The organism is Halalkalibacter wakoensis JCM 9140, from assembly GCF_000513095.1.
Lineage (GTDB): Bacteria > Bacillota > Bacilli > Bacillales > Bacillaceae_D > Halalkalibacter > Halalkalibacter wakoensis.
Genome location: NZ_BAUT01000008.1, coordinates 16,564 through 42,804, shown reverse-complemented (window position 1 = coordinate 42,804; position 26,241 = coordinate 16,564). Strand labels below are relative to the sequence as shown.

Below are 26,241 nucleotides of genomic sequence, written 5' to 3'. Positions count from 1 at the left end.
AGTTCTACCAAAATTAAACTTTTTGGTAGAACTCCTCATTTTCTAATTCCCTCATCATATACTCTTCATCAATGTATTCCCCGTTCACTTTAAGTGCGCGCTTTTCAAACCCATACACATAAAAACCTAATGATTCGTAAAGTTGTTTTGCTTTTTCATTCGGCATTGCCACAACTAGCTGTAATTGCTCGATCCCAAGTCGTTTTGCCTCTTGCATAACTTGTATTAAAATCTTTTTGCCATATCCTTTGCCTCGTGCTTCACTAGATATATAAAAACTTCCAAGCGAGGCTTTATGCCTCATCTTTTGTAAAGACGGACGTGTCAGACTGACCATTCCGACTAAATGTTCCTCTTGAAATAACCCATAATAGATTGATTCATTTGTTAATTTATTCTCGAAATATGTAGTTGGCTTATCCAGTTCCTCTTCAAAGCTTGCCGCAAAAGCTTTTGGCTCTTCCTTTAATCCTTCTAATCTAAGTTCCTTAAACGCTTCGGAATCTTTCTTTTGTAACATCCGGATAATCATAATGAATCCTCCCTTCTCTCATCTTCTGTTCTTTCTAAAAAGCTAATTTCTCGTTCTTTATTGTTTTTTGGTTAAGTGGAACGATCATGTTCGTTCCATTGCGCTACAGCCACTCGCACCCGCAAGGAGGTGTCGGGCCCTCCTCGGTTGCACCTGTAGGATCTCGACCCTACCTCTATTTGAGACCACTGGAAAAGTGCCTAACTGTCGCAGGGGAATAACACTCCGCTTTCCGCGGGTGCCCGGTGAGCCTCCTCGGCTGTCGCCTGCGGGGTCTCACACGTGGGTCACAGCTCCCGCAGGAGTCTCCGTGTTTTTCCCCTGCTAGGGTTACTTTTACTCATCTTTTACTCTTACTCTTCTACTATTTCACATTAATTTTCTCTTTAATGGATGGAGTTTGAGCGAATTATGGTTCAACATCAAAGATCACTAATTGGAAACATGCCACGAGTAAACGGCAGTACAATTGATTATGTTCAAACAGTAATACAGCCAGGTAATGATAAGTCTCGTGCTTTTTCCTATGAAACGACAAAGTACACTATCGATCTGATCTCTAATTAATCTGCAATGTCATTAGACCTTTGGTTTCTCTTGGAATTTCTATGGTTTCTCTCAAAAAGCGGACGGGATGGGGGGCAAAGCTCATTTTAAGTCCGAAGTAAACGATCACTTTTTGAGTTGCCTCCCTCTATTTCCCGCAAGATTCAAATAGCCTTCCATCCCATTTCACTTGGCGAAAATTGTAATTCACAGCCACCTTTCCGAAAAGAGAATTTTATAAAAAACAGGTACTTTCCCTATTTATCAAGAATACATGTAATAGAAAACAGTAAAGGTGGAAATGTATGAGTCGTCTGTCTCGAACATCACGTACAAGATCGGAACGCATTCAAGCGTCTTATGTTAATCGTCATACAGACGTTGGTAGCGTTGAACCGATTGAGCCTGTAAAACAAACGGATCGAACCAACAATCAAACAAGCCATCCAACAGAAAATCAGTTACTCTCGTATGAACGATATTATCAGTTGAACAAACAAATCAGAAAAACATTTAAAGAATTTTATAAACAAGAAAAAATGTTGTATCATGCTGCCACTGAACTAGACGAACACGAATATGATACTCTTACCCACATTCAACACCTCGTTCAACAATACAACAAAACAATAACAAAAGTAAAAAAGTTTGATGAACTAGCTGGGACGACCTATGCGTTGAGCGTTTATGAAACGTTCCAAGCACAAATACCTCCGTTCAATGATATCGGATTAACTATGTCGGAAGACCACTCTCTATTGTTTGAAAAAGAGTCCTATCTCATTCAACTTGAAGAAGATTCAAACATTGCCTTCAAAAGAGTCCAAGATTTTAAAAACTTTGTATTAGAGTATCGTACTTTTGCACGAGGAAAAAAAGAAAACTACTTGCAATCAAAATATGACCAAACTCCTTTTGAAATAACAGGATTAATCATTGAAGAAGAAGGATAACCCCTTCTTCTTTTCCGTATCATACACGAGTGAAATTTGCTACAATGAACCTGAAGAAAGGGAGGGTAAACATGAATGTTATTGTGTCCCATGTCAATATTGACTTTGACGGGTTAGCTTCTTTGCTAGCCGCAAAAAAACTTCACCCAGATGCCCAAGTTGCTCTTAGCGACAAACAAAATCCAACGGTTAAATCATATCTTGCCATTTATCGAGATGAATTAAAGTTCTCGTCTTATAAAGACATACAATGGTCAGAAGTGACAACATTAATTTTAGTTGATGTTGCTTCAATGAAAAGAACTGGAATTCCAGTACAGGAAATTAGACCTGATATACGGACGATTGTGTACGATCATCACTCGCCAAAAGAAGAAGATATCTCTAGCGGAGAACGCTACATAGAACAAGTAGGAGCAACCATTACCATGTTAATGGAAAGACTTCATGCAAGGAACATTCAGCTAACCCCTTTTGAAGCAACATTATTTGGGTTAGGATTATATACGGACACAGGGAACTTTACATATCAACAAACGACTGAACGAGATTTGTATGTAGGGTTCTTGTTAAAGCAACAAAAGATGGATATTCAATTAGTGGATCGTTTTTCAGGACAAACTTTATCCATGGAAGAAAGGGACCTTTTTCAATCATTATTAACGAACGGAACACAGCAATACATCGATGGCATTACTCTCTTTATCACAACGTATGAACAACCCTTTTATCAAAGTGGACTCGCGACATTAACAAGAAGGTTAATGGAATCGACCGACTCTGATGCTGCCATTTCAATCGTAAAAATGAAAGAACATGTATATGTGGTTGCACGATCTAGTACGGACCGAGTTGATTTACGAAAACTAATGGACCGTTTAGGCGGAGGAGGACACGCTCAAGCCGCATCAGCAACAGTAAAAAAAGAACAGTTGCAACCTGTTATTCAACACGTGACAGAATCTCTATCGCTCATGATTCAACCAGCTATTACAGCGGCAGATATAATGGCATGCCCTGTTAAATATGTCGCACCAGACCTATCGATAGATGAAGTATTGGATCAAATGTATCAATATGGACATACAGGATTCCCTGTTGTAAATAAAGAAGGAGTACTTGTTGGTATTATTTCTAGAAGAGATGTTGATAAAGCGACACACCATGGACTTGGACACGCTCCTGTTAAAGCTTATATGTCCACACAGCTAGTTACGCTTGGATCAAATGCTTCACTTGAGGAAATTCAAGCAACGATGATGAAACATAATATTGGCCGAATCCCCATTTTATCAGACAATGAAATGATTGGCATACTATCTAGAACCGATATCATTGAACAGCTTCACCGTGAAACAAATCAAGACAACGAACAACCCATCGTACTCTTGATGAAGCAGCAATTATCTAAAAAAATGTATGAGCTCCTCCTAGAAATTGGTTCTATAGCCGATCAACAAAGTGTAAAAATTTATTTAATTGGTGGAATTGTTCGTGATTTCATTTTACAACGTCCAAACGAAGATATTGATCTTGTTGTAGAAGGAGATGGCATTGCGTTTGCCAATCAACTAAAAAAACAATTAGGTGGAAACGTAAAATCTCATGAGAAATTCGGCACTGCCACATGGACAACAGAAGAGAATCACAAATTAGACATTGTCACTTGTCGCACGGAGTACTATGATGCGCCAGCGGCTCTTCCAAATGTTCGCGCCTCAAATATACGTGAAGACTTAAGAAGACGAGATTTTACGATTAATGCTATGGCATTACAAATCAATAAGCGTCAATTTGGAAAACTACTCGACTTCTTTCAAGGACAGGAAGATATCCAGCTTAGAAAAATTCGCATCTTACATACACTCAGTTTCATTGAAGATCCAACCCGAATTATTCGTGCTGTTCGGTTTGCCCTTCGCTTTCAATATGAATTAGCTGAGCATACATTTGAATTAGCTTTAAATGCAGTACCTATGTTGAAGCAAGTAAGTGCAAAACGTCTATTACGTGAATTCGAACTCCTCCAAAAGGAAAATGTAACCTTAGATGCCGTTACTTGCTTACAATCTCTCGGAATATGGTCAACCTTATTCCACAGAGAACCAAATGAACACACCATGAAGAAGTTAAGTACGATTATAAAAGAAATGCCCCATCCTTTTATCACGTTCCTGACAATCGCTTATGGACAAAAAGATTGGCATGTAGTCATCAAGCCATATGCGCTTATATCAGAACATAACCAAATGATTGAACAATTAATAAAAATGGAACAGATCGACATAAAAAATGAATCCTTAAGTTCCATTCATGATCAGCTACACTTGTTCCAAGATGATGTTCTCTATCTTTTCGCCCAATTAACAAATGACCAAAAACTCCTTACTTATTTACAAAAAAGAAAACAATTGAACTTACTTCTTTCAGGTAAAGATTTAATTGATAAAGGATTAAATCCAGGACCTGATTTTTCAGATCTTCTTCACCAGTTAGCTTGCTTGCAGCTTGACGAAATCATTCAAACCAAAGATGATGCAGTCACTTGGCTCGAAAACAAAGTAGCAGAACTTCCCCTTGATTAGGGAGAAGTTCTCTTTGCACAAGTTTGTCGTAATGATCATTTCAATAACAAACAAAAGGAGAAAAAAAGGTGTATTTCCAACTATTCACCACTCCTTTTTCCTACTCCAAGGGGCATTGAAAAAGTCATTTATTTACTTTTTCAGTGGCTTGTTTTCCTACCCACGCCTTAGACTTTCACAAGCTAAAACAGCTTCTCTATAATTCCAGTTTTCCCCATTATTCATTTAATTCTTTTACTTTCCATTCATGAAAACACGTGAACCAACGAATAATAACCATATGTTTTCACTCTGACACTGATCTTATTAGAACATACAATTTCAACCTATAACTTCGATTATCGGAATGTGAGGAGGGCTTTCATTGTCCACCCGAAAAAATCTGAAAGCGATCAAAAGAAAAAGACGAGCTCGAAACATACTCCTAATGGTAATTGTAACGTTTACGTTGTTCCTTGGAACAATAAGCACATACATTTTTTTTCAATACGAGGCCGGAAAGACCGAGACAAACAATCAAATGACTAAGGTTTTCACACAGTCAAGCAAAACGGAATCTGAAGCAAAAGAAGAATCTTTTATTCAAGCGAAAGAACCTGAAAACAACGAGCCTATTAATGTACTTCTTGTTGGTGTCGATACGACAAGTGGTAACATTGCTAGAACTGATACCATTATGCTTGCCCAATTTAACCCAACAAACGGTGATGCGAAGCTTGCATCAATTATGCGCGACAGCTATGTAAAAATACCTGGTCGATCAAATAATAAAATAAATGCTTCTTTTGCTTTTGGGGGTGTAGAACTTCTTCAGGATACACTCGAAACCAATTTCGGAATTGATATTCATTATTATGCTTTAGCAAACTTCGATGGCTTTGTCACATTAGTTGATACAATTGCACCGAACGGATTAGAAGTAATGGTTGAAAAGAAAATGGATGATCCGATGAATCATATCCATTTTGAACCAGGTCTGCAAAAATTGAATGGAGATGCTACGTTAAAATACGTTCGGTTTCGAAAAGATGCTGAAAACGACTTTGGACGTGTCAAAAGACAACAAGAAGTAATAAAAACATTAAAAGAGGAACTGTTCACGATTTCAGGTATTTCAAAAATCCCAAAATTAATTGGAACCCTCGAGCCCCAAATCGAGACGAATATTCGAACATCTAAATTGCTTAGTCTTGGACGAGATGTTGTTCTTCATCCAATTCAACAGATCGAAACAATGCGTATTCCTACCGAGGATAGCTTTAAAAATACGTACTATCCACATGCTGGAGCAGTATTGGAAATTGATATCGAAAAAAACCGTCAAGCGTTATCCGATTTTTTTACGATAAATCATGATAACAAACAAGAAAAAAAGGCTGACTAACCATTTCCCATGGTTAATCAAGCCTTTTTTCTTGCTGTATTTTTCTGTGATTTCCCCTTCTTCCAGTGGAATTCGAGTGCCTAACACCCATTCACTAAAAAGAAAATCTCTATTCTTCAAAAAATGATGCTTTTATTTAATAAACTCTTTAAAAACAAGAGTAGCGTTATGGCCACCAAAACCAAGAGAATTACTCATGACGGCCCTTACGTGTTGTTTACGAGCCTCATTTGGAACATAATCCAAATCACAATCCGGATCTGGCGTTTCATAATTAATTGTCGGTGGAATCATCCCTTCTTGGATAGCTTTCACAGACAAAATCGCTTCAACCGCTCCAGCTGCACCTAATAAATGACCGGTCATCGATTTTGTAGAACTTACAGCCAATTTATAGGCATGGTCACCAAAGACAGCCTTAGCAGCCATTGTCTCAAATTTATCATTATATGGTGTGCTTGTTCCATGAGCATTTAAGTAATCAATATCTTCCGGCTGTAAACCAGCATCTTGGATAGCTTGCTTCATAGCCCTTGCTCCACCTTCACCTTCTGGTGCTGGCGCAGTTACATGATGAGCATCACCTGTTGCTCCATATCCAACGAGTTCAGCATAAATTGTTGCACCGCGCTTTTGGGCTGATTCTAAGCTCTCTAGAATCAAGATACCAGCACCTTCCCCCATCACAAACCCATCCCGATTTGCATCAAAAGGTCTAGAAGCCGTAGATGGATCTTCACTTGTTGAAACAGCTTTCGCTGAACAGAAACCAGCAACAGCCATATTTGTAATTGGTGCTTCCGATCCACCTGTGATCATCACATCAGCGTCACCACGTTGAATGACTTTAAAGGCATCTCCAATAGAGTTCGTTCCAGATGCACATGCTGTGACTGAGCATGAATTAATCCCTTTCGCTCCAGTTGTAATCGACACTTGGCCAGAAGCCATGTCTGGGATCATCATTGGAACGAAAAATGGACTTACACGACGATGTCCCTTTTCTAGAAATTGACGAAAATTTTGTTCGTATGTTTCCATTCCACCAATTCCAGAACCAATCCAAACACCGACACGGTCCGCAATCTCTTCTGTAATTTCAAGTTTTGCATCTTCTAGTGCCATTAAAGCTGAAGCAACTGCAAATTGAGTAAACCTGTCCATTTTACGTGCTTCTTTTTTATCGATAAAGGCCGCTGGATCAAAATCATTAATTTCAGCTGCCACTTTCATTGGAAACTCTTCAGCCGGAACTCTTGTTAAAGGTCCAACACCTGATTTTCCTGCAATTGCATTTTCCCATGTATTCTGAGCATTTAAACCAAGAGGTGTAATTGCCCCTATTCCTGTAACTACAACACGTCTTTTTTCCACAGCTTTTCTCTCCTTTGCGTTAATGGTTACCTGCCCCATCTAATTGCAACAGAGCCCCAAACAAGACCAGCTCCAAAGCCTACTAAAACTAGAAGGTCTCCATCTTTAATTTTCCCACTTCTTAACTCATCTACCATTGCCATTGGAATGGAGGCAGAAGATGTATTTCCATATTTATGAACCGTTTTGGACATCTTTTCCAAAGGAAGTTCTAGTCGTTCTCTAGCCGCTTCCATAATTCGAATATTGGCTTGATGCGGTACAAGGAAATCACAGTCTTCTTTTGTTAACCCAGCTTTTTCAAGCACACGAAGTGAAGAATCTCCCATTTGACGGACAGCAAATTTAAACACTTCACGCCCGTTCATTTCAAGATAAGGACCTTTTTGATTGATGTGCATAGCTCCTGCTCCATCTGAGCCTAATTCAAATGCTAATATTCCTTTGTCCTCAGATACTGGACCAAGAACAGCAGCACCTGCCCCATCACCGAACAAAACAGCTGTGTTTCGATCAGAGAAATCCGTTATTTTGGATAATTTTTCTACACCTACAACTAAAATATGTTTATACGCACCATTTTCAATAAATTGTTGTCCTGTTGCTAATCCATATATAAAACCAGCACACGCAGCACTTATATCCATAGCAGCTGCGTTCTTTGCTCCTAATCGGTGTTGAATAAGATTAGACACAGTAGGAAATGGCATATCAGGAGTAACCGTTGCAACCAAAATTAAATCGATATCTTCCGCCTCTAGCCCAGCATGATCCAATGCATCTTTTGACGCTTGATAAGCCATATGTGAACTATCAACATCTTTGGGAGCAAACCGTCTTTCTTCAATTCCTGTTCTCGTTCGAATCCATTCATCATTTGTATCTATTTTCTTTTCAAAATCAGCATTCGTCACAAGCTCTTCGCCGATATAGCTTCCCATCCCCCAGATTCCTGCTTTTGTCATCTCTCTCATTCCCCTTTCGCGATTCACACGACATTTTGGGTAATTATTAGTACCTGATCCTAATTTTACAGCAAGAAGATCTTTATGTCTACAATCCAATCATATAAAAGGTTTTTTTCCTGTGATTAATTAGATCACTCTTACTTAAAGTCTCTCTTTTAGCTTTGCACTCCTTTGATATTGCTGATTTTTAGGTGATTGCCTTTACACAGTGTCAGGTAGATAACCATACACTATTGTTAGAGTACGGTAGAAGGAGGAAGGGTAGACATGAGTGAGGAACAAAATCAGGGACCTCAACAACAAGACTTTTTTTCTGATTTAATGTTTGGAAGACCGCCTATGCCACCAAATGAGTCGAAACAACACGCTTCATCAGAACAGCCGCAACACGACGACGCTAGTGAAGTTTCTCAAGAAAATCAGAACGAAGAACAAAAAAAACCAAGTACAGAGTCAGGATCCAATGAACAGGGAGACCAGTTAATGCAAATAATCGCACTTGTTCAGTCTTTAAGTCCTTATCTAGCAAAGCTAGCTCCCCTGGCTAGTAAAGTTTCAACTTTCTTTAATCAAGAAGAGGACGAAAAAGACTCTTCATCTAAAACAACAACGAAGAACGCTAAGAAATAATAGCGTTCTTCCACATTCTTTTACTGAGGTTGTCCATCTTCTTTTTGCAATTCATTCATTAAATCGTTAAAAAAACCATCAAGTTGCTCTTTTAATTTTAATTCTTCATCGCTTTTAGCTTCCATTTCTTTTACTTCAGCGTATGTTTCAAGAAACCCTTCTAATTCACCAGTTCGAATTTGAGCAATGCTGTACGTTGCAAATAAACGGATATGAGGTGCTCCGCTTCTTCTCATTAATTCAACAAATGGTTGTAACTTTTTCAGAGCTTCATGGTCTTTCTTTTCTTTTACTAGCTGAAAGCCTTCTTTCATTTCTTTGGCAAATGCTTTTAGCTTCTCCGTTTTTTCCATATGCTTCTCCTCCTCCTTCTAATAGGCAAAACAAAAGCTCGTTCTGAGTTTGACTCAGGTCGAGCTGGCTTTTATTTTCTTCTATTATTTTGTTTCTTCTTTTCCAAGTTCGTAAGCTTCGGACATTACATTCACTAACAATTCTAGCATGGGTTGTAAATCTTCCATATTTAATTCAATGCCTTTTTCATCTAAAAACTTCTTGCCCTCGGGAAGGTGCTTCATTGCGATTTGCATAAATTTCATGTTCATTTCAGGATTATTCATCATCATCCACCTCTATTGTCATTGTTACCATCCTAACAATACTATGATGACGTTAGGAACGCAAGCAAGTTACAATGGCTCAGAAGGCAATTCCCCTGTTTCAATATAGTGTTGTATGGCTTTCTCTACTTTACCTTTGATGGCTTCAGGAACCCTCGAGCTAAACTGGCCTAGCGAGATGACCCCGTCTTCAAAATCATAGTGGATGTTTCCTGACTGTAGTTCTGTCTTATAATATTGTTCGGCAACTAATTCATAAAGAGAATCAACATGCTGAACAGTGCTCGTCAAAACCGTTGACTCACCTAAATCTGTTTGGTCTCCAACAAATCCAATAGCATATAACCCTTCTTTTCGGATTTCTTCAACTACGTCAACATGGAAGCCATCACCGGCTGGATAAAAAACATCCACTCCTGTTTCTTTTAATTCGTAAAAGAAAGACAGAGCTTTTTCTGTATTGGACCAATCATGAACAAAATTCATATGAATGTTGGCACTCGGTAAACTTAACATGGCTCCATCCTTAAATCCCTTAATTTCTGGTTGCCAATCAAAAGATCCAATGACCCCTACATCACCACTTTCTGACATAGCGGCTGCAACCATTCCTGCAAAAAATCCCATTGCATAGCTATCAAAGTGAAGACTCGTCACATTGTCTCCTGAAACCTCTCCATTAAAACTAACAAAATGAACATCCGGGTATTCTTTTCCAAGCTCTGTAAATAAATCAGCGTAATAACGGCCATGACCAAAGATTAGATTTACATCTTCACGAATGAAATCTTCTACTGCCTTCTTCACCTTTCCTTCGGTATTCATATTTTCTAAAAACATCACATCAAAGTTTAAATTAGAATGTATATTTAGTAGCCCTTGATATCCTTTGCTGTTCCACCCTTGGTCATCAATTGTTTCTTCTAACAATAATCCTACTCTATTTTCTTGGGAAGTCTGAGTTTGAATCGTTGAACACCCTAATAGTAAAATGAATGGTAACAACAGTACTAGTAATCGTTGATTTATCATGTTGACACTCTCCCTAATGTTTACACATATATATTAAACTATTCTTCTTTTATTTTCTTAGTATTTTTTCAGAATAACTACTTTTGTCCTATCTATTCGTTATGGTTATGTTCGATCCCTCTCAATCTTGCAATTTGATATGAACTTGTAATGAGAATGTAATCTTTCTTTCATCCAAAACTATAGAAGCAGATTTTAAACAATGTATTTGTGAGCAGGTGAAACATTAACGTAACACTGTTATAATGAACCGTGACAATTTAAACGTAGAAGTGAGGATATATATATGAATTATCAAGAAGCGGTACAATCACGCCGAACATTTGCGATTATCTCCCACCCTGATGCTGGGAAGACCACTTTAACAGAGAAACTTCTTTTATTTGGTGGGGCCATTCGTGAAGCTGGTACGGTAAAAGGAAAGAAAAACACGAAGCATGCGATGAGTGACTGGATGGAAATCGAAAAACAACGTGGAATTTCAGTGACGAGTTCCGTCATGGAATTTATGTTTGATGGATATCATGTGAATATCCTTGACACACCTGGTCATGAAGACTTTAGTGAAGATACGTACAGAACATTAACTGCTGCTGATTCAGCAACCATGTTAATTGATGCAGCCAAAGGGGTTGAAGCCCAGACGAAAAAGTTATTTAAAGTTTGTAAAATGCGTGGTATTCCAATTTTCACGTTTATGAATAAACTCGATCGACAAGGTCGGGATCCTTTTGAATTAATGGAAGAGCTTGAGAATTTACTAGGTATTCGATCATATCCAATGGGATGGCCAATAGGAATGGGCCAATCATTCTCTGGCGTTTATGATCGTCATAACAAAAAGCTTGAATTATATAACCCTGATAATCCAAAGGAAATTGACGTAATTCAATTAGAAGGACCAAACGATCCAAAATTAGATGAAGCCATTAATGATGATGGATTAGTTGCTCAGTTTCGAGAAGAATTGGAGCTTCTTGATGTAGCTGGCGACGAATTTGACCAAGAGTTGATCGCAAAAGGGGAATTAACACCGATCTTTTTTGGTAGCGCAATATCGAGCTTTGGTGTACAAACTTTCTTAGAACACTTCTTAACATTATCACCAGCTCCAACGCCTCGTGAAAGTTCAAAAGGATTAATTGAACCTTTAAAAAATGAATCTTTCTCTGGATTTATATTTAAAATACAAGCGAATATGAATCCAGCACATCGTGACCGAATAGCTTTTCTACGTATCACTTCAGGAAAGTTTGAACGTGGAATGTCCGTTAAACATGTCCGCGTCGGCAAAAATTTAAAATTAACACAACCAACTCAATTTTTAGCTCAAAGTAGGAGCATTGTGGATGAAGCTTACGCCGGCGACATCATTGGTTTATTTGATCCAGGTACGTTCCGAATCGGCGATACTCTTGTTGAAGGAGACCAATTTGAATTTGATGAAATGCCACATTTCTCACCTGAATTTTTTAGTGCTATTACCGTAAAAGAAGCATTAAAGCATAAGTCATATGAAAAAGGCTTACAGCAACTTTCTGAAGAAGGTGCGATTCAGTTATTTAAAACGTACAATCGATTTGCTGAGCAGCAAATCGTTGGAGTGGTAGGGGTTCTTCAATTTGAAGTACTAGAATATCGTCTGAAGCATGAGTACCATGTTGACATTCAATTAGAGCGTTTGCCTTTTTCCTTTGCAAGGTGGGCTGCAGGTCCAACAGAAGCAATGGAAGCATTCAAGAAAACGCAGCGCAATTTAGTAACGGACCGAGATGGCCGAATTGTCGTGTTGTTTGAAAATGAATTCCAAATGAGAACAGCTATAGATAAATATCCTGAAATGAGCTTTTATGAGAATTCATTTATTCGATCAACATAAGCGAATGGTTCAACAGAGAACTGAAATCAAATGGGTCCATAATGCAATTGAAATAACAAAAAGCACCGCATATGCGGTGCTTTTTGTTAACCTTAAACTAAAAAAATGGCTCAATTTATTCTTTTGAAAGGTTTCTTATTTGTCAGAATCCGTTCTACTAGTGTTCTCGAAATAGTATGACGACAATTCTTGGGACCTTGAGTTCGAACCATTTGGTAAATGACTTTACAAACTATTTTTAAAAGCACGTTAGTTAGAAATAATTTTCACATACATCCCTCTTGTAGCCTTCTCATAGGCTACTTCACCAAGAATCCTTACTTTTTCTGATAAGCGCGACGCTGAGATTAGGTCACCATCTTTTAGAATGGATGGGTCAATCATACGAAGTTTATTTTTTCGATGTAACTCATAATTTTCTCTATCTTCTATTACTTCCACATCCGAATTAAGTTTCCTTAATAAACTTAGTAATTCCTTATCATTTGATGCTTTAATTTTATTTAATAATTCGCCATCTCTTTTAAGAAAATCATTAACGTTTAATATATTTTTTTCTAGTGATCGTTTCAACGTCTTAGCTAACATATCATACGCATATACATTTAACGGGTCCATAAAGAAATCAATAACTTCTTTGTAATACGTTTCCACAAACCATTCAGCTACCTCAATGTTCTGAAGATACATTTTCCCTTCAATCACAAGTATATCTTTCAGAAAATCCTGTACCTCATCTAACGAGATGATTCCATATGTATACATGTCACGAAGGGTATAATCTACCCTGTCCGCACATAATTCTGGTGCTGGCTGTTCGAGCAATGTCCACTTACTGTCATCAAGCACTAAATCCTCATAATTGTAGTTAAATGTAGCTAAAATTGTTGGGATTTCCGAGTTTTTCACGACCGAACTATATATTTTTTCATGATAGTCTTCTTCTTTGTTATCAAAAACGAAATCGATGACATGAGAAAAAGCTGTATGAGATACATCATGTAATAATCCGGCAATCTGTTCTTCTAATGAGCCACCAAGTTTTCTAATGAGCAACATAACACCAACTGAGTGATCAAAACGTGTTTCACTCCATTTTTCATTAACCAAGAAACTTGCTCCCCCTTGATGGATTCCCTTTAACCTTTGAACAGGCTCACTTAAAATTAACTCTTCTAAAACAGGATCTAATATAAACTCACCGTATAATTTGTCATTTATAATCATTAATTTGTTCTCCTTGATTTGCATTTCGTCTTTCTATTACTGGTATCTTTTGGTATCGTATATGAAACAATATTATCACAAATAAAATTCGTCCTTTTTACATAACATTAACAAAAAATTAACCGTCAAATTAGCATATAATTTGACGGTCAAATATGAGACATGTTTCTTATTTACTTTAAGTAACGGAACCTTTTTGAATGAGTTATCCTTTTTTTCGATATACATATTCGGCTACTATTCCTAATGCCAGCGCAATGATAACACTAATTCCCTCTTCCAATTTGAACAATTCATGAAACAGAAGGTAAGCGATGATCGTCACAATAGCAAAAACAAATACACCTAGAATGATTCGCTTTCTTTGCACTTATTCACATCCTAACTTAACCGTTGTTGCTTCTGCCATTGTTTCACATGTTCCAGTTGTTTGGCAAGCCCTTCCTGTAAGGATGTTTTTGGAGTAAACCCTAACTTATCAAAAGATTTACTTGAGCTTAATGTCGTTTTAAATCCATTTGGCTTGATCTTACCTTCATAACCTAGAAGCTTGAGACCCTCATACCATGCACCTTCCTGTCCTGAAGATAAATGAAAGGTTTCATTTGTGCATTTGCATGTAGCCGCTAAACGAAAAGCTTCTATACAATCGTTCACATACAGAACATCTAATGTAGACCGGTCCATATCTGGGTTTGTATTTCCGACTATTAGCTGCTGATACGTCATATCATCTCTTTGCCAAGGTCCATATATAGTTGGTAATCTTACAATCTGAAATGCAGTCGCTTTCTCAGCACATTCCTTCTCAATCAACCGTTCACTGGCTAACTTTGTGATTCCATAAGCAGATGTTGGGTTTGTTGGCGTTCGTTCTGTTATTTCCCCAGGTCTTTCTCCATATACTTCAACCGTTGAAGCATAAATTAACCTTGCTTTTTTCGGCATTGCTTTGACAATTTCCTTCGTAACACTAACATTATTTTGAATAACTTTAGCTAGCTTAGGCCACTTGCTATCCGACGTAGTAGCTGCTGCCAAATGGTAAATCACATCTACATCCTTAAACTCCTTGCTTAAATCTAAATCCTTTAATTCACCGTCAATTAGAGTAACTAAGTCGTTCCTTCCAATTCTCATCCATTTTTCTTCTTGAATCTCTTTGTTAACATCATTCATTTTATCAATAATTACAACTTCTTCTCCTTCTGACAGCAAACGCTCAACCAAATGGTATCCAATAAACCCCAATCCACCTGTGACAAGTGTTTTTCCCATATGCTTCACCCCTATATTATCAACTTATGTAAAGACATCTCTCTTATGATTATTTAGAGAGAGCCTATAATTTCACTTCGTGTTTTTTGAAAAAGGGAAAGGCCGACTGTGCTGCTTTGTAAAAGGATTTATCATTTCCATGAATTCGTAAGTTAACATAGATTTGTTTAGTTGCTAACGTCTGCTGAAATGGCCGACTTTGTGTTTGTAAAGGGAAATATTTCTCTTGCATATGGCTGTGAATAGAAAGGGGTGGAACAACCCCACCTACAAATTTGGGTGAAAGTCCTTCTATCGTTTGTGAGTTCACTTCTTCTAATGGAATATCATAAGCACTGGCTATTTCTTTTTTTAACCGTTTAAAATAAAGTTTGTTTTCTTGTTCTTGCTGAAAAAATGATTTCAATGAAAAACATGGATTCACAAAATAACATGTACGAATTTTAGCTGAGTACGCTTGTAAAAAACGTAATGCGATCAAGGCGCCACTTCCTTCTGCAAAAAGATGGACCTTTTGATTTAAAATTTCTTTTTTTAAAACAAGTGAATACAGCTTTTCAAACAATTCGAACGCTTTTGGACTTCCCCAATGACAATCAAATAGAGAAGAAGCAATAACCGTATATCCTCTGCTTAAAAGATCATGAAGAAATTGGTTTTTTTCAGGGTGATGCTCCCAGTCACTCGTACTTTTCTCAACGAGTGTTCCATTGTTTCCAATAAGGAAAACAGCGAACCCATTCGGACGTTCAGGAAGATAGATGACGTTCCACTGTTCTTCTATACGAAAAAAACGTGCTCGTATCATGTTTTACGTCTCTCCCATCATTTCAAATGTAGTATCTTTATACGTTATGCAAAAGAATGGAAAACGGAAGCAAAACTTAAATTATTTATGTTCGTTACCAAGTTTAAAAAACCCTCTCTTTCTTCTAAAATGAACTGTTTACCTATGACTTCAGCTGTGAAAAAATGTTATTCTCTTAGTGAAATGGAGCGGAAGTCACTTGACTCCTGCGGGAAATAGAGGCTCGCCACCTCCCCGCGGAAAGCAGTGGCTGGAGCGCAATGGAACGAACCTGCGAGAACCGTTTGCCTAAATAGCAGCCAATTAAAAAACCCTCTCTTTCTTCTAAAAACTTCAAGAAGAAAGAGAGGGTTTGACCTTTTTTAGAGACCTGCTCTAGGTTTTGGCTTTGGCATCCATTTTCGATTATGGTTCTGTGTATCAGGAAACGTATCTCCTGCTTGCATTTTTAATGATTTCGGATTCTGAACCATATCTCCAGTTTCACCAATCTCTACATAAATCCCATTGTTCGGAGCCTTTTGTCCAGGTTCAAACATATGACTTTGACCCATGATAGCATCCCTCCTTCACGATTAGAATGCCCATTTGCATTGTAATCATGAACAGAGGATTACGGGTTCGTTAATAAGGATACTAAGATTGCTTTTTGAGCATGCAGGCGGTTTTCTGCTTGATCATAGACGGCAGAATGTGGGCCATCAATCACATCTGCTGATACTTCTTCCCCGCGATGAGCAGGTAAGCAATGCAAGAAAATATAATCAGCTTTTGCTAAACTAGCTAATTCTGAATTGACCTGAAATTGACTAAATTGCTTCAAACGCTCATCTTGCTCTTGTTCATAACCCATACTAGCCCATACATCTGTATAAATGACATCAGCATTTTGTAAAGCTTCTTTTGGATCATTGGTTTGAATTAATGTAGCCCCTGTATCCTCAGCAGCTGTCTTTGCTTTTTCAAAAATCTCTTGATTGACTTCATATCCTACAGGTGTTGCTACACTTACATCCATTCCTACTTTCGCTCCTGCAGCTAAAAGAGAATGCGCAACATTGTTGCCATCGCCAACATAAGCAAGCTTCAAACCCTTTAATGAACCTTTGTGCTCGTGAATGGTCAGCAAATCAGCCATGGCTTGGCACGGGTGGTAACCATCTGTTAGAGCATTAATTACTGGAACCGACGCATGTTCTGCTAACTCTTCAACGAGTTCATGTGAATTCGTACGAATCATAATCGCATTCACATAACGCGAAAGTACGTTAGCTGTATCTTTAACGGGTTCTCCTCTACCAATTTGCATATCACGTGGACTTAAAAATAAGGCGTGGCCTCCTAGCTGAGTCATACCTACTTCAAAAGAGACACGAGTACGAGTAGAGGCATTCTCAAAGATCATTCCAAGTGACTGTCCTTTTAAAACATCTGCATACTCCGCTTGGTTATTCTTTATTGTTAAAGCACTTTTTATAAGAGTATCAATTTCATTTGGTGTGTAATCAAGCAAAGTGAGAAAATCACGTCCGTAAAATGTTTTTGAATCGGTTGCTGCGTTCATTTATTGTCACGTCCTTTTACTTTATAAGTTGCTTTTGTTTATGCCACCAATCTTGGATCGCATAGTACTGTACTTCCTTCACCTTTAGCCCTTTTAACATCACCTCTAAAGTTGTAAGCTCAGAAATGACCGAACAACGTTGTCTTAGAGCCTCTTGGCGATATTGTGTTCCATCTTTTGTTCCGAGCTTAGGTAAGCTAATTAGTGCAACGGCTTGATCGGTTTGAACCCAGTTTTCGAAATCGTTCGATACAATCGTAAAACCTTCTTCTTCTAAACGATCAGCATATGGAGCAAAATCTTTCATAAACTCTTGTGCCACATCAATAAAAATCGTCCCTTTTTCAGTAAAGAACTTCGGTTTTGCCTGCTGTGACCAAACAAACGCTTTTAAGAAAGCTTCATCTAGGTTTTCTCCCATACTCATTAATTCACCTGTTGATTTCATTTCTGCTTCTAATATTGGATCAAGACCAGCTAATTTTTGATACGAGAAAACAGGTGCTTTAACCGTGTAAAAGCTAGGTTCTGGCAAAGTCTGTTTCTCTAACCCTAAATCTTTCAATGTTGCACCTAATAAAAGCTGAACCGTATAATCAATAAGCGATTCATTTGAAATTTTGCTTAAAATAGGAACCGTTCTAGAAGCCCGCGGATTGATCTCAATCACGTATAGTTGATCTTTAAATAAGACAAATTGAATATTAAAGATACCTTTAAAATCCATTCCTTTTGCAATACGATCCGTATACTCTGTTACGAGATCCTTAATCTCTTGAGCAATCGAGTACGGCGGGGTCACGGCAACACTATCACCAGAGTGTACACCTGCACGCTCCACATGCTCAAACATCCCAGCGATGCAAATGTTTTCTCCATCTGTTAATGCATCGACTTCGAGCTCAACACCAGGATAATACGCATCAATCAATAATGGAAATTGTGCCTCGTACTCTTGATCCTCTAAATAAGAAACAAATTCAGTTTCTGATTCAAATAGCATCATCCCTTGACCACCGATAACGTATGATGGTCTGATTAAAACAGGATAGCCAATTTCAGCAGCTTTTTCCAATGCGCTCTTCTCATCGTTTGCTGTAACACCTGGAATATGAGGGACATTTACTTTCTGCATGAATGAATAAAAGCGACCTCGGTCTTCAAGCTGATCGATGGTGTCCATATTTGTTCCAAATAATTTGACCCCTGCTTTTTCAAGTCCTTCTACAAGTGAAATAGCTGTTTGCCCGCCAAGTTGAACGATCACTCCTTCCACTTGCTCTAGGTCAATTACATTTAATACATCTTCCACCGTTAATGGCTCAAAATATAGGCGATCGGCCGTTGCATAATCTGTACTGACTGTTTCAGGGTTGTTATTCATCATTATGGCTTCATATCCTAAACGATGAAGACTTTGAATTCCTTGAACAGAACAATAATCAAATTCAATCCCTTGCCCAATTCGTATTGGTCCAGATCCAATTAGTAGGATCTTCTTTTTCCCCGATTGTGGAATGCGATCGTGTTCACCTGAATAACTTGAATAATAATAAGCTGTGGATGCTGTAAATTCACCAGCACATGTATCAACCATTTTATAAGTAGGAGTAATTTCAAGCTCTTTCCGTTTCTGTCGAACATCCTCTTCAGATACATTCCACACTTTAGCTAACCATTCATCAGCAAACCCATATTTCTTTAAATTCGATAATTGCTCTTTCGTAATAGAAGGAAAAGTGAGTTCCTTACTTTGTTTTTCTAACGCAATAAGTCGTTCAAACGCCTTTAAGAAAAAGGCATTGATTTCAGTCGCTTCATGTAAGACTTCACATGAATATCCTCTTCTAATAAGCTCTAAAAGGACAAAGAATCGACGATCGTCTGCATGCTTGACTAAATTCATTAATTCATCATTAGACTTTTGAGTAACAGAAGGAAAATCTAAGCCATTTGTTTTTAACTCTAGCGAACGAACAGCTTTTTGAATACCAGCTTCTAAATTTCGTTCAATCGCCATAACTTCCCCTGTTGCTTTCATTTGTGTTCCAAGTTTTCGTTCAGCATGCACAAATTTATCAAAAGGCCAGCGTGGAAATTTCACAACAACATAATCAAGCGCTGGCTCGAAACTTGCATAAGTATGCCCTGTAACAGGGTTAATCAGTTCATGTAAATGATAGCCAATGCTTACTTTTGCCGCCATTTGAGCAATTGGATAACCCGTTGCTTTGGAAGCAAGCGCAGATGAACGACTGACACGAGGATTCACTTCAATTAAGTAATATTGCTTGCTATAAGGATCTAAAGCAAACTGGATGTTACACCCTCCGACAATTCCTAGTGCTCGGATAATTTTCACCGAACACGTACGAAGCATTTGATACTCAACGTCTGTTAATGTTTGAGAAGGAGCAACGACAATAGAATCACCCGTATGGATGCCAACTGGATCTATGTTTTCCATATTGCAAATTGTGATGCACGTATCATTGCTATCACGCATAACTTCATATTCAACCTCTTTAAAGCCTGCAATACTTTTTTCAATTAGACATTGGCTGATAGGGCTTAAAGATAAACCAGCTTTTATAATATGCTTTAACTCTTCTTCATCGTTTGCTATACCCCCACCTGCTCCTCCAAGTGTATAAGCTGGACGAACAATAATCGGGTACCCTACTTGATTAGCAAATTGAATGGCTGCTGTACTCGTTGTAACGATCTCGCTTTCAGGTACTGGCTCATTTAATTCCTGCATCAAAGCCCGAAACGCTTCACGATCTTCCCCTTTTTTAATCGATTCAATCGGCGTTCCTAGTAAATCAACTTGGTATTTTGCTAGAATTCCTTTATCATGAAGATCCATTGCTAAGTTTAAACCGGTTTGGCCTCCTAGTGTTGCAAGAATTCCATCAGGTTTTTCTTTCTTAATAATGGACTCTACACTTTCAATGGTTAACGGTTCAAAATAAACACGATCCGCACATGATTCATCCGTCATAACTGTGGCAGGATTGTTATTGACTAGAACGACTTCGATTCCCTCTTCTTTTAAGGCAAGACATGCTTGTGTGCCGGCATAATCAAACTCTGCGGCCTGCCCGATCACAATTGGGCCTGAGCCAATAACGAGCACTTTCTTTAGCTGTTGTTGTTTAGGCATATGCTTTCTCTCTCCCCTTATTCTGTAGCATTTCTATGAATGTGTAGAAGAGTTGCTCACTATCAGATGGTCCTGGATGTGCTTCAGGATGAAACTGTACGGTAAAAACTGGATATTCATTATGAATAAGACCTTCAATTGATCGATCATTGATATTCATAAATTTCGCTTCAAAACCTGTTCCTTCAAGTGATTCCTCGTTCACGACATAGCTGTGATTTTGTGATGTCATATAAACTCGATTCGTTTTTAGATCCATTACTGGTTGATTGGCTCCACGGTGACCAAAAGTTAATTTTTCCGTGTTTGCACCGAACGCTAGTGCAAGAAGCTGATGCCCTAAGCAAATACCCATCGTTGGATACTTCATTGCCACCTCTTTAATGGTCGGAAGAAGGTATTCAAGCTGCTTCGGGTTTCCAGGTCCATTCGTATACATGACCCCATCTGGATTAAGACCTTGAATCACTTCTAAAGTTGTATGATAAGGAACTAGTGTTACTTTACACCCTTGTGAGATTAAAGAATCAAGGATTGATTTTTTGTATCCAAAATCAACCATCACGATATGGTGATCTCCGTCGCCATATGTTTCCACCTTTTTCGTTGAGACCTCTGATACAACATCTTGCTGACCAAGTGGAATGGACTCTTCAAAAGAGACATTTGTTGGGTCCGTAGTCATAATCGCTCGCATATCGCCCTGTTCTCGTATCCTCTTCACAATTGCTCTCGTATCAACACCTGACATTAGCGGAATTGAATGCTTTTGGCAATACACTTCAAGGGAAGAACATGATTCATAATGAAAACCTTCATTTGATAGCTCACTGACAAGTAATGCATTGACTTGAGGAGTGACGCTCTCAAAATCAGCCTCATTCACACCATAATTTCCTATTAGTGGATACGTAAACACGACCATTTGCCCTTTAAACGATGGATCGCTCAATACCTCTTGATAGCCTGACATTCCTGTAAAAAATACAATCTCTCCATGTACCTTCTCTTCTTTTCCATGAAGAGTTCCTTCAAATATCTCACCGTTTTCTAATACGACGTATCCTTTCATCTAATTCCCTCCACCCATTGACGAATACTTATACTACAAACTAAATTTTTATACATGCTATTTGGTTTAAAATCACTACAGCTTCTATAGTGATTTTTGTTAGTTCTTTTATATATTTACACTGTTTTGCTGTTCAATAGTAGCGAAGACATCTGCTAGTATGTCTCCCGCCAGCTCTAATTCATCTTTCGTTACAACCAAAGGTGGTAAAATTCGAAGTACCTTAGGTCCAGCTGGTAAAACAAGCAATCCTTTTTCTAGACAAGCTTTGATGACAGGGGCCACTTCGGTATGACAAGCGATTCCAACCATAAGTCCTTTCCCACGAATCTCATCCACGACCTGGAAATGCCCGACTTTTTGCTGCAATTGTTGTTGGAACCAATTTCCTTTTTCCTCAACAGATTGTAGCAAGTCTTTTTGGAACACTTCCGTCAACACAGCTTTCGCCGCAGCCATTGCTAGTGGATTCCCCCCAAAGGTTGACCCATGACTTCCAGGTTGAAAGGCTTCTTTTAATGATGCCTTCCCCAGTAACGCTCCAACCGGAAATCCGTTCCCTAATCCTTTTGCTACTGTCACAATATCTGGTGAAAGGTTGAATTGTTCGTATGCAAAAGCTGTTCCAGTACGACCAATACCTGTTTGAACTTCATCAACGATCAGTAGACAGTTGTGCTTTTCACATATGCTCGTTAATGCTTCGGCATACTCGTTGCTCATTAGGCGAATTCCACCTTCACCTTGAATCACTTCAACCATAATCGCTGCTGTTTTTTCCGTTACAGCTTCTTCTAGAGCTTTTGGATCGTTCATTTCAATATACGTAAACTCTGTCAAAAGCGGACCAAATCCTTGATGAATTTTATCCTGACCTGTTGCTGACATACTGCCTAATGTACGACCATGAAATGAATTGGTTAAACTAACAATATGATGTTTTCCAGTTGACTTTCTTGCTAGCTTAATAGCTGCTTCATTCGCCTCAGCACCACTGTTGCAGAAAAAGACATAATCCAAGACACTATGATCAACGAGCAGTTGAGCTACTTGCTCTTGCCCTTCAATTTGAAACAAATTCGATACATGCCAGAGCTTTTTCATTTGTTCTTCAACCGCTTCTACCACTTTTGGATGGCAATGTCCTAAATTGCAAACAGCAATACCAGAAATAAAATCTAAATATTCCTTCCCATTCACATCAATTAATTTTGAACCTACCCCTTTTTCGGTGTAATGTCCCATCTCGCGTATGTTGGAAAAAGTGCACTCATCATTGGCCTCCTTACGAAACAAATAGCTTCATTTTTGACTTGATAATCGTTGTTCCTTGTACGGATCCATCTTCCCCAACATTCGTAGACTTCCCGTTCATAATCATGACCGATTGAATGTTTCCTGTTAAGGTTGACAAAGCAGCCCTTACTTTCGGGAGCATTCCACCATAAATGGTTCCATCTTTTATATAGGACTCAATCTCATCAGCTGTTACTTGTTCAAGACATTTTCCGTCTTTTAAAATTCCATCAACATCTGTAACAAACACTAATTGTTCTGCTCCAAGCTCTTTTGCAATCGCTGCAGCAGCACTATCAGCATTAACATTATAATGAGTTCCTTCTTCGTTCATCCCTATTGGCGCAATAACCGGAATCATCTTTAGTTCCATAAGAGACGTTAGCAAGCTAGTATTAACTTTTGTCGGCTCACCCACATACCCTAACATTCCTTCATTTACTGGTTTTACTTCAAGTAAGGATCCATCACAACCTGATAGCCCTACTGCCTGCCCGCCAGCTTGATGTAAGCTCGTTACCACTTGTTTATTTACTTTTCCACATAAGACCATTTCGGCGGTGTCTAACACATCTTCCGTCGTCTTACGGAGACCATCAACAAATTCAGACTTGATATCAAGTTTTTGCAATAAGTGATTAATGGCCGGTCCTCCACCATGAACCACAATCGGATGTTTCCCATTTTTCTGCATGGCGACAACACTTTTGAAAAACTCATCTGACAATTCTGCAATGGTACTTCCTCCACATTTGATAACGACAACATCTTTCACTACTTTTCCCTCCCGAGTATACGTTCCTTTTTATGTTCTATATCCTGCATTGATCCGCACATAATCATAAGACAAATCGCAACCCCATGCTTTTCCTACTCCATCCCCAACATGCAAATCGACTTTAATTTGAATCGTATCATTCTGTTCCATATAAGCTTTCGCTTCTTCTTCAGAAAACGATATCGGTTGACTGTTGATTAGAGTTTGACAAGGGCCAATCGCGATGTCGATTGTATCTGGATCAATGTCACATCCACTATAACCGACGGCACATATGATTCTTCCCCAGTTTGCATCAGTTCCGTAAATAGCTGATTTGACAAGGTCAGAACCAACAATTTTCTTCGCCACTTTTCCAGCCTCATCATCTGATTTGGCTCCAGTTACTTGAACTTCAATCAGCTTTGTCGCTCCTTCACCGTCACGAGCAATTTGCTTTGCTAGAGATTCGCAAACTTCCTTTAGTGCTGCGTAAAACTTTTCCCAATCTGGATGAGTCTGTGTTAAAGAATCATTTTCTGCTAATCCAGATGCCATGACAACAACCATGTCATTCGTTGATGTGTCACCATCGACTGTTATGCGATTAAAGGTTTTGTTTGTAATTGAAGATAGTGCTTCTTGTAATACTTCAGACTCTATATTGGCATCCGTCGTCACAAATGAGAGCATCGTGGCCATATTCGGATTAATCATTCCTGAACCTTTGGCAACTCCTCCAATAGAGATGGTTTTACCATCAATAACCGTTTGGTAACAAACCTTTTTATTTATCGTATCCGTTGTTAAAATCGCCTGATTAAACGATTCAGCCGCATCTAAGGTTGATTGTGGTTTGAGCTCTTTAATTCCTGGCAAAATTTTATCCATTGGTAAATACTCGCCAATGACACCTGTTGACGTGACAGCAACATAATGAGGAGGGAGTGTGAAATGTTCTGCACTCTCATTTCTCATTTTATAGGCATCCTCTAATCCTTTTTCTCCTGTACAAGCGTTCGCATTGCCACTATTTACAACGAGTGCTTGAATCTTTCCTTCTTGGGCAATGGACTCCTTTGTCACTTTTAATGGAGCAGCTTGGATTCGATTGCATGTATAAACGGCTGCTGCACTCGCCGGAACGTCACAGTATATCGCACCTAAATCTAATCTTTTCCGCTTCACTCCTGTATGTAACCCAATGGCTGAGAAGCCTTTTGGTGTTACAATACTTCCATTTTCTAATTCCGTTATGACCGGCGCATTGGCTATGCCTTTCATATGATGACCACCTTCCATTATGGATACATCGGAACAAGAGTTAACCCCGTACTCTCTTCGAATCCATTCATGATATTATAATTTTGAATCGCTTGACCTGAAGCCCCTTTTACGACATTATCAATGACCGATACAACTGTAATACGCCCTGTGCGTTCATCAAACGTAACGCCTATATCGCAATAATTGCTTCCATACACTTCTTTTGTCGCAGGGTAAGCTCCCTCTGGTCTAATTCGTACAAAACGCTCATTTTCATAAGATTGCTCGTAAATGTCTCGCAATGCTTTTTCTGTTAGTTCCTGATTGGCCTTTGCATAGATTGTAGCCATAATTCCTCGGACCATCGGCACTAAATGAGGTTGAAACGTAATATTTGGAATCTCTTTATCCCATTTTTGTAAATTTTGTTCTATTTCAGGAATGTGTTTATGTTGATTAATTTGATATATTTTAAAGTTTTCATTCATCTCACTAAAATGCGTAATAGCAGATGGCGATCGTCCTGCACCCGATGTACCCGATTTTGCATCAACAATAATCGAATCCGTTTCAATCAGTTTGTTTTTCACGAGTGGGGCAAGCCCTAATAACGTAGCCGTCGGATAACAGCCTGGATTTGAAATAATGTTAGCTGTTTCAATTTCTTTGCGATTCCACTCTGGCAAACCGTATACAGCCTCTTTAATTAAATCAAGCGGCGCAGCTTCTCGTTTGTACCATTTTTCATATACGGCTGGGTCTTCTAATCGCAGATCACCTGATAAATCAATCACTTGGCACCCTGCTTCTGCAATTTTCCTTGACCATTCTGCTGACACTCCAGGCGGTGTAGCAAGAAATACAGTATCTACTTCTTGTTTAAGTGAAGTATGATCGATTGATTGTAAGGTTTGATGGTAAATAGTTGAAACATGTGGATACGAATCTTGTATATTCATACCTTCTTTTGATGATGTATACAAAACAACCTCTTCTACATGAGGATGTTGGTGTAATAGTCTTAATAATTCTGCGCCACCGTAACCAGTAGCCCCGATAATACCAACTCTCATCTTTCCCTCTCCTAACATATCTATATCTTCTCTTTATGATCTTGGTACTCATTATATCTATGTATAAAAATTAATTCAACTGTATTTTTATTTTATTTTCGCCTATTTTAAAAAGTCTTAAAATATCAAAAGCTTCCCCTAAACTGTGCATAAATTTTCCACCTCCTACGGAATAACCCTATTACAGAATATGAAACCATTATACTTACCTATTTTTTAATCCGTGTCTGT

At 38.5% G+C, this 26,241-nt stretch carries 23 protein-coding genes and 1 pseudogene; 6 read left to right on the top strand and 18 right to left on the bottom strand.

The annotated features are described in order from the left end of the window. Positions 1 to 13: 13 nt before the first annotated feature. Positions 14 to 532 carry a GNAT family N-acetyltransferase gene (locus JCM9140_RS05500; protein WP_034743441.1) on the bottom strand — a complete coding sequence of 173 codons (519 nt, stop codon included), beginning with the start codon at positions 530 to 532 and terminating at the stop codon, positions 14 to 16. Between the two features lie 411 nt (positions 533 to 943). Here JCM9140_RS05500 and JCM9140_RS23605 point away from each other — a divergent pair, with 411 nt between their 5' ends. The 4 genes from JCM9140_RS23605 to JCM9140_RS05485 all read left to right on the top strand — a co-directional run bounded on the left by JCM9140_RS23605 (position 944) and on the right by JCM9140_RS05485 (position 6,000). After that, the gene (locus JCM9140_RS23605) at positions 944 to 1,099 is read left to right on the top strand and encodes a hypothetical protein (protein ID WP_156314789.1); all 156 of its coding nucleotides are present in this window, start codon (positions 944 to 946) and stop codon (positions 1,097 to 1,099) included. Positions 1,100 to 1,383: 284 nt separating this feature from the next. Then, positions 1,384 to 2,031, top strand: a complete 648-nt coding sequence (locus JCM9140_RS05495) for a hypothetical protein (RefSeq protein ID WP_034743438.1) — start codon at positions 1,384 to 1,386, stop codon at positions 2,029 to 2,031. A gap of 71 nt (positions 2,032 to 2,102) precedes the next feature. Continuing rightward, positions 2,103 to 4,616: a CBS domain-containing protein gene (locus JCM9140_RS05490; protein ID WP_052002079.1), complete on the top strand. Its 2,514-nt coding sequence runs from the start codon at positions 2,103 to 2,105 to the stop codon at positions 4,614 to 4,616. A 364-nt stretch (positions 4,617 to 4,980) separates the two neighbouring features. Next, a complete protein-coding gene (locus tag JCM9140_RS05485; RefSeq protein WP_052002078.1) occupies positions 4,981 to 6,000 on the top strand; it encodes an LCP family protein in 1,020 nt (339 codons plus the stop codon). A gap of 132 nt (positions 6,001 to 6,132) precedes the next feature. Here the strand turns inward: JCM9140_RS05485 and fabF are convergent, their stop codons facing one another. Both fabF and JCM9140_RS05475 read right to left on the bottom strand, forming a co-directional pair. Continuing rightward, positions 6,133 to 7,374: a beta-ketoacyl-ACP synthase II gene (gene fabF / locus JCM9140_RS05480; RefSeq protein WP_034743436.1), complete on the bottom strand. Its 1,242-nt coding sequence runs from the start codon at positions 7,372 to 7,374 to the stop codon at positions 6,133 to 6,135. 26 nt (positions 7,375 to 7,400) lie between these two features. Continuing rightward, positions 7,401 to 8,339 carry a beta-ketoacyl-ACP synthase III gene (locus tag JCM9140_RS05475; RefSeq protein ID WP_034743434.1) on the bottom strand — a complete coding sequence of 313 codons (939 nt, stop codon included), beginning with the start codon at positions 8,337 to 8,339 and terminating at the stop codon, positions 7,401 to 7,403. A 270-nt stretch (positions 8,340 to 8,609) separates the two neighbouring features. On the opposite strand from JCM9140_RS05475, the gene JCM9140_RS05470 reads away from it, so the two are divergent. Then, positions 8,610 to 8,972 carry a hypothetical protein gene (locus JCM9140_RS05470; RefSeq protein WP_034743431.1) on the top strand — a complete coding sequence of 121 codons (363 nt, stop codon included), beginning with the start codon at positions 8,610 to 8,612 and terminating at the stop codon, positions 8,970 to 8,972. A gap of 20 nt (positions 8,973 to 8,992) precedes the next feature. On the opposite strand, the gene JCM9140_RS05465 is transcribed toward JCM9140_RS05470, so the two are convergent. From JCM9140_RS05465 to JCM9140_RS05455, 3 genes are all read right to left on the bottom strand, one after another. Further along, complete coding sequence (locus JCM9140_RS05465) at positions 8,993 to 9,325, bottom strand: hypothetical protein (RefSeq protein WP_034743428.1); 333 nt, start codon at positions 9,323 to 9,325, stop codon at positions 8,993 to 8,995. A gap of 84 nt (positions 9,326 to 9,409) precedes the next feature. Further along, positions 9,410 to 9,592, bottom strand: coding sequence for a ComZ family protein (locus JCM9140_RS05460; protein WP_034743426.1), 183 nt, complete (start codon positions 9,590 to 9,592; stop codon positions 9,410 to 9,412). A 69-nt stretch (positions 9,593 to 9,661) separates the two neighbouring features. Next, positions 9,662 to 10,624 carry a BMP family ABC transporter substrate-binding protein gene (locus JCM9140_RS05455; RefSeq protein WP_052002077.1) on the bottom strand — a complete coding sequence of 321 codons (963 nt, stop codon included), beginning with the start codon at positions 10,622 to 10,624 and terminating at the stop codon, positions 9,662 to 9,664. Between the two features lie 286 nt (positions 10,625 to 10,910). On the opposite strand from JCM9140_RS05455, the gene JCM9140_RS05450 reads away from it, so the two are divergent. After that, positions 10,911 to 12,503: a peptide chain release factor 3 gene (locus tag JCM9140_RS05450; RefSeq protein ID WP_034743423.1), complete on the top strand. Its 1,593-nt coding sequence runs from the start codon at positions 10,911 to 10,913 to the stop codon at positions 12,501 to 12,503. A gap of 249 nt (positions 12,504 to 12,752) precedes the next feature. Here JCM9140_RS05450 and JCM9140_RS05445 read toward each other — a convergent pair whose 3' ends face one another. The 12 genes and pseudogenes from JCM9140_RS05445 to argC form a co-directional block, all read right to left on the bottom strand. Then, positions 12,753 to 13,730, bottom strand: coding sequence for an HD domain-containing protein (locus JCM9140_RS05445; protein ID WP_034743420.1), 978 nt, complete (start codon positions 13,728 to 13,730; stop codon positions 12,753 to 12,755). Between the two features lie 205 nt (positions 13,731 to 13,935). Beyond that, positions 13,936 to 14,100, bottom strand: a complete 165-nt coding sequence (locus tag JCM9140_RS23600; protein ID WP_156314785.1) for a hypothetical protein — start codon at positions 14,098 to 14,100, stop codon at positions 13,936 to 13,938. 11 nt (positions 14,101 to 14,111) lie between these two features. Beyond that, the gene (locus tag JCM9140_RS05440; protein WP_034743417.1) at positions 14,112 to 15,008 is read right to left on the bottom strand and encodes an NAD-dependent epimerase/dehydratase family protein; all 897 of its coding nucleotides are present in this window, start codon (positions 15,006 to 15,008) and stop codon (positions 14,112 to 14,114) included. Between the two features lie 64 nt (positions 15,009 to 15,072). Further along, complete coding sequence (locus JCM9140_RS05435; RefSeq protein ID WP_034743415.1) at positions 15,073 to 15,816, bottom strand: hypothetical protein; 744 nt, start codon at positions 15,814 to 15,816, stop codon at positions 15,073 to 15,075. A gap of 362 nt (positions 15,817 to 16,178) precedes the next feature. Beyond that, positions 16,179 to 16,370 carry a YjzC family protein gene (locus JCM9140_RS05430; RefSeq protein ID WP_034743413.1) on the bottom strand — a complete coding sequence of 64 codons (192 nt, stop codon included), beginning with the start codon at positions 16,368 to 16,370 and terminating at the stop codon, positions 16,179 to 16,181. Between the two features lie 59 nt (positions 16,371 to 16,429). Next, entirely contained in the window at positions 16,430 to 17,380 is a 951-nt protein-coding gene (gene argF / locus JCM9140_RS05425) for an ornithine carbamoyltransferase (protein ID WP_034743411.1), read from the bottom strand. A 16-nt stretch (positions 17,381 to 17,396) separates the two neighbouring features. Next, positions 17,397 to 20,546: a carbamoyl-phosphate synthase (glutamine-hydrolyzing) large subunit gene (gene carB, locus JCM9140_RS05420; RefSeq protein WP_034743409.1), complete on the bottom strand. Its 3,150-nt coding sequence runs from the start codon at positions 20,544 to 20,546 to the stop codon at positions 17,397 to 17,399. Beyond that, entirely contained in the window at positions 20,539 to 21,618 is a 1,080-nt protein-coding gene (locus JCM9140_RS05415) for a carbamoyl phosphate synthase small subunit (RefSeq protein WP_034743407.1), read from the bottom strand. Before JCM9140_RS05415 ends, carB begins: the two co-directional genes overlap by 8 nt. A gap of 108 nt (positions 21,619 to 21,726) precedes the next feature. Then, positions 21,727 to 22,892 (bottom strand): annotated as a pseudogene (gene argD, locus JCM9140_RS05410) (acetylornithine transaminase). An 11-nt stretch (positions 22,893 to 22,903) separates the two neighbouring features. Further along, the gene (gene argB, locus JCM9140_RS05405; protein WP_034743404.1) at positions 22,904 to 23,689 is read right to left on the bottom strand and encodes an acetylglutamate kinase; all 786 of its coding nucleotides are present in this window, start codon (positions 23,687 to 23,689) and stop codon (positions 22,904 to 22,906) included. A 30-nt stretch (positions 23,690 to 23,719) separates the two neighbouring features. Then, entirely contained in the window at positions 23,720 to 24,955 is a 1,236-nt protein-coding gene (gene argJ, locus JCM9140_RS05400) for a bifunctional glutamate N-acetyltransferase/amino-acid acetyltransferase ArgJ (protein ID WP_034743401.1), read from the bottom strand. A 17-nt stretch (positions 24,956 to 24,972) separates the two neighbouring features. Beyond that, positions 24,973 to 26,010 (bottom strand): N-acetyl-gamma-glutamyl-phosphate reductase, encoded by a 1,038-nt coding sequence (argC, locus tag JCM9140_RS05395; protein WP_034743399.1) that lies wholly within the window; start codon positions 26,008 to 26,010, stop codon positions 24,973 to 24,975. Positions 26,011 to 26,241 lie beyond the last annotated feature (231 nt).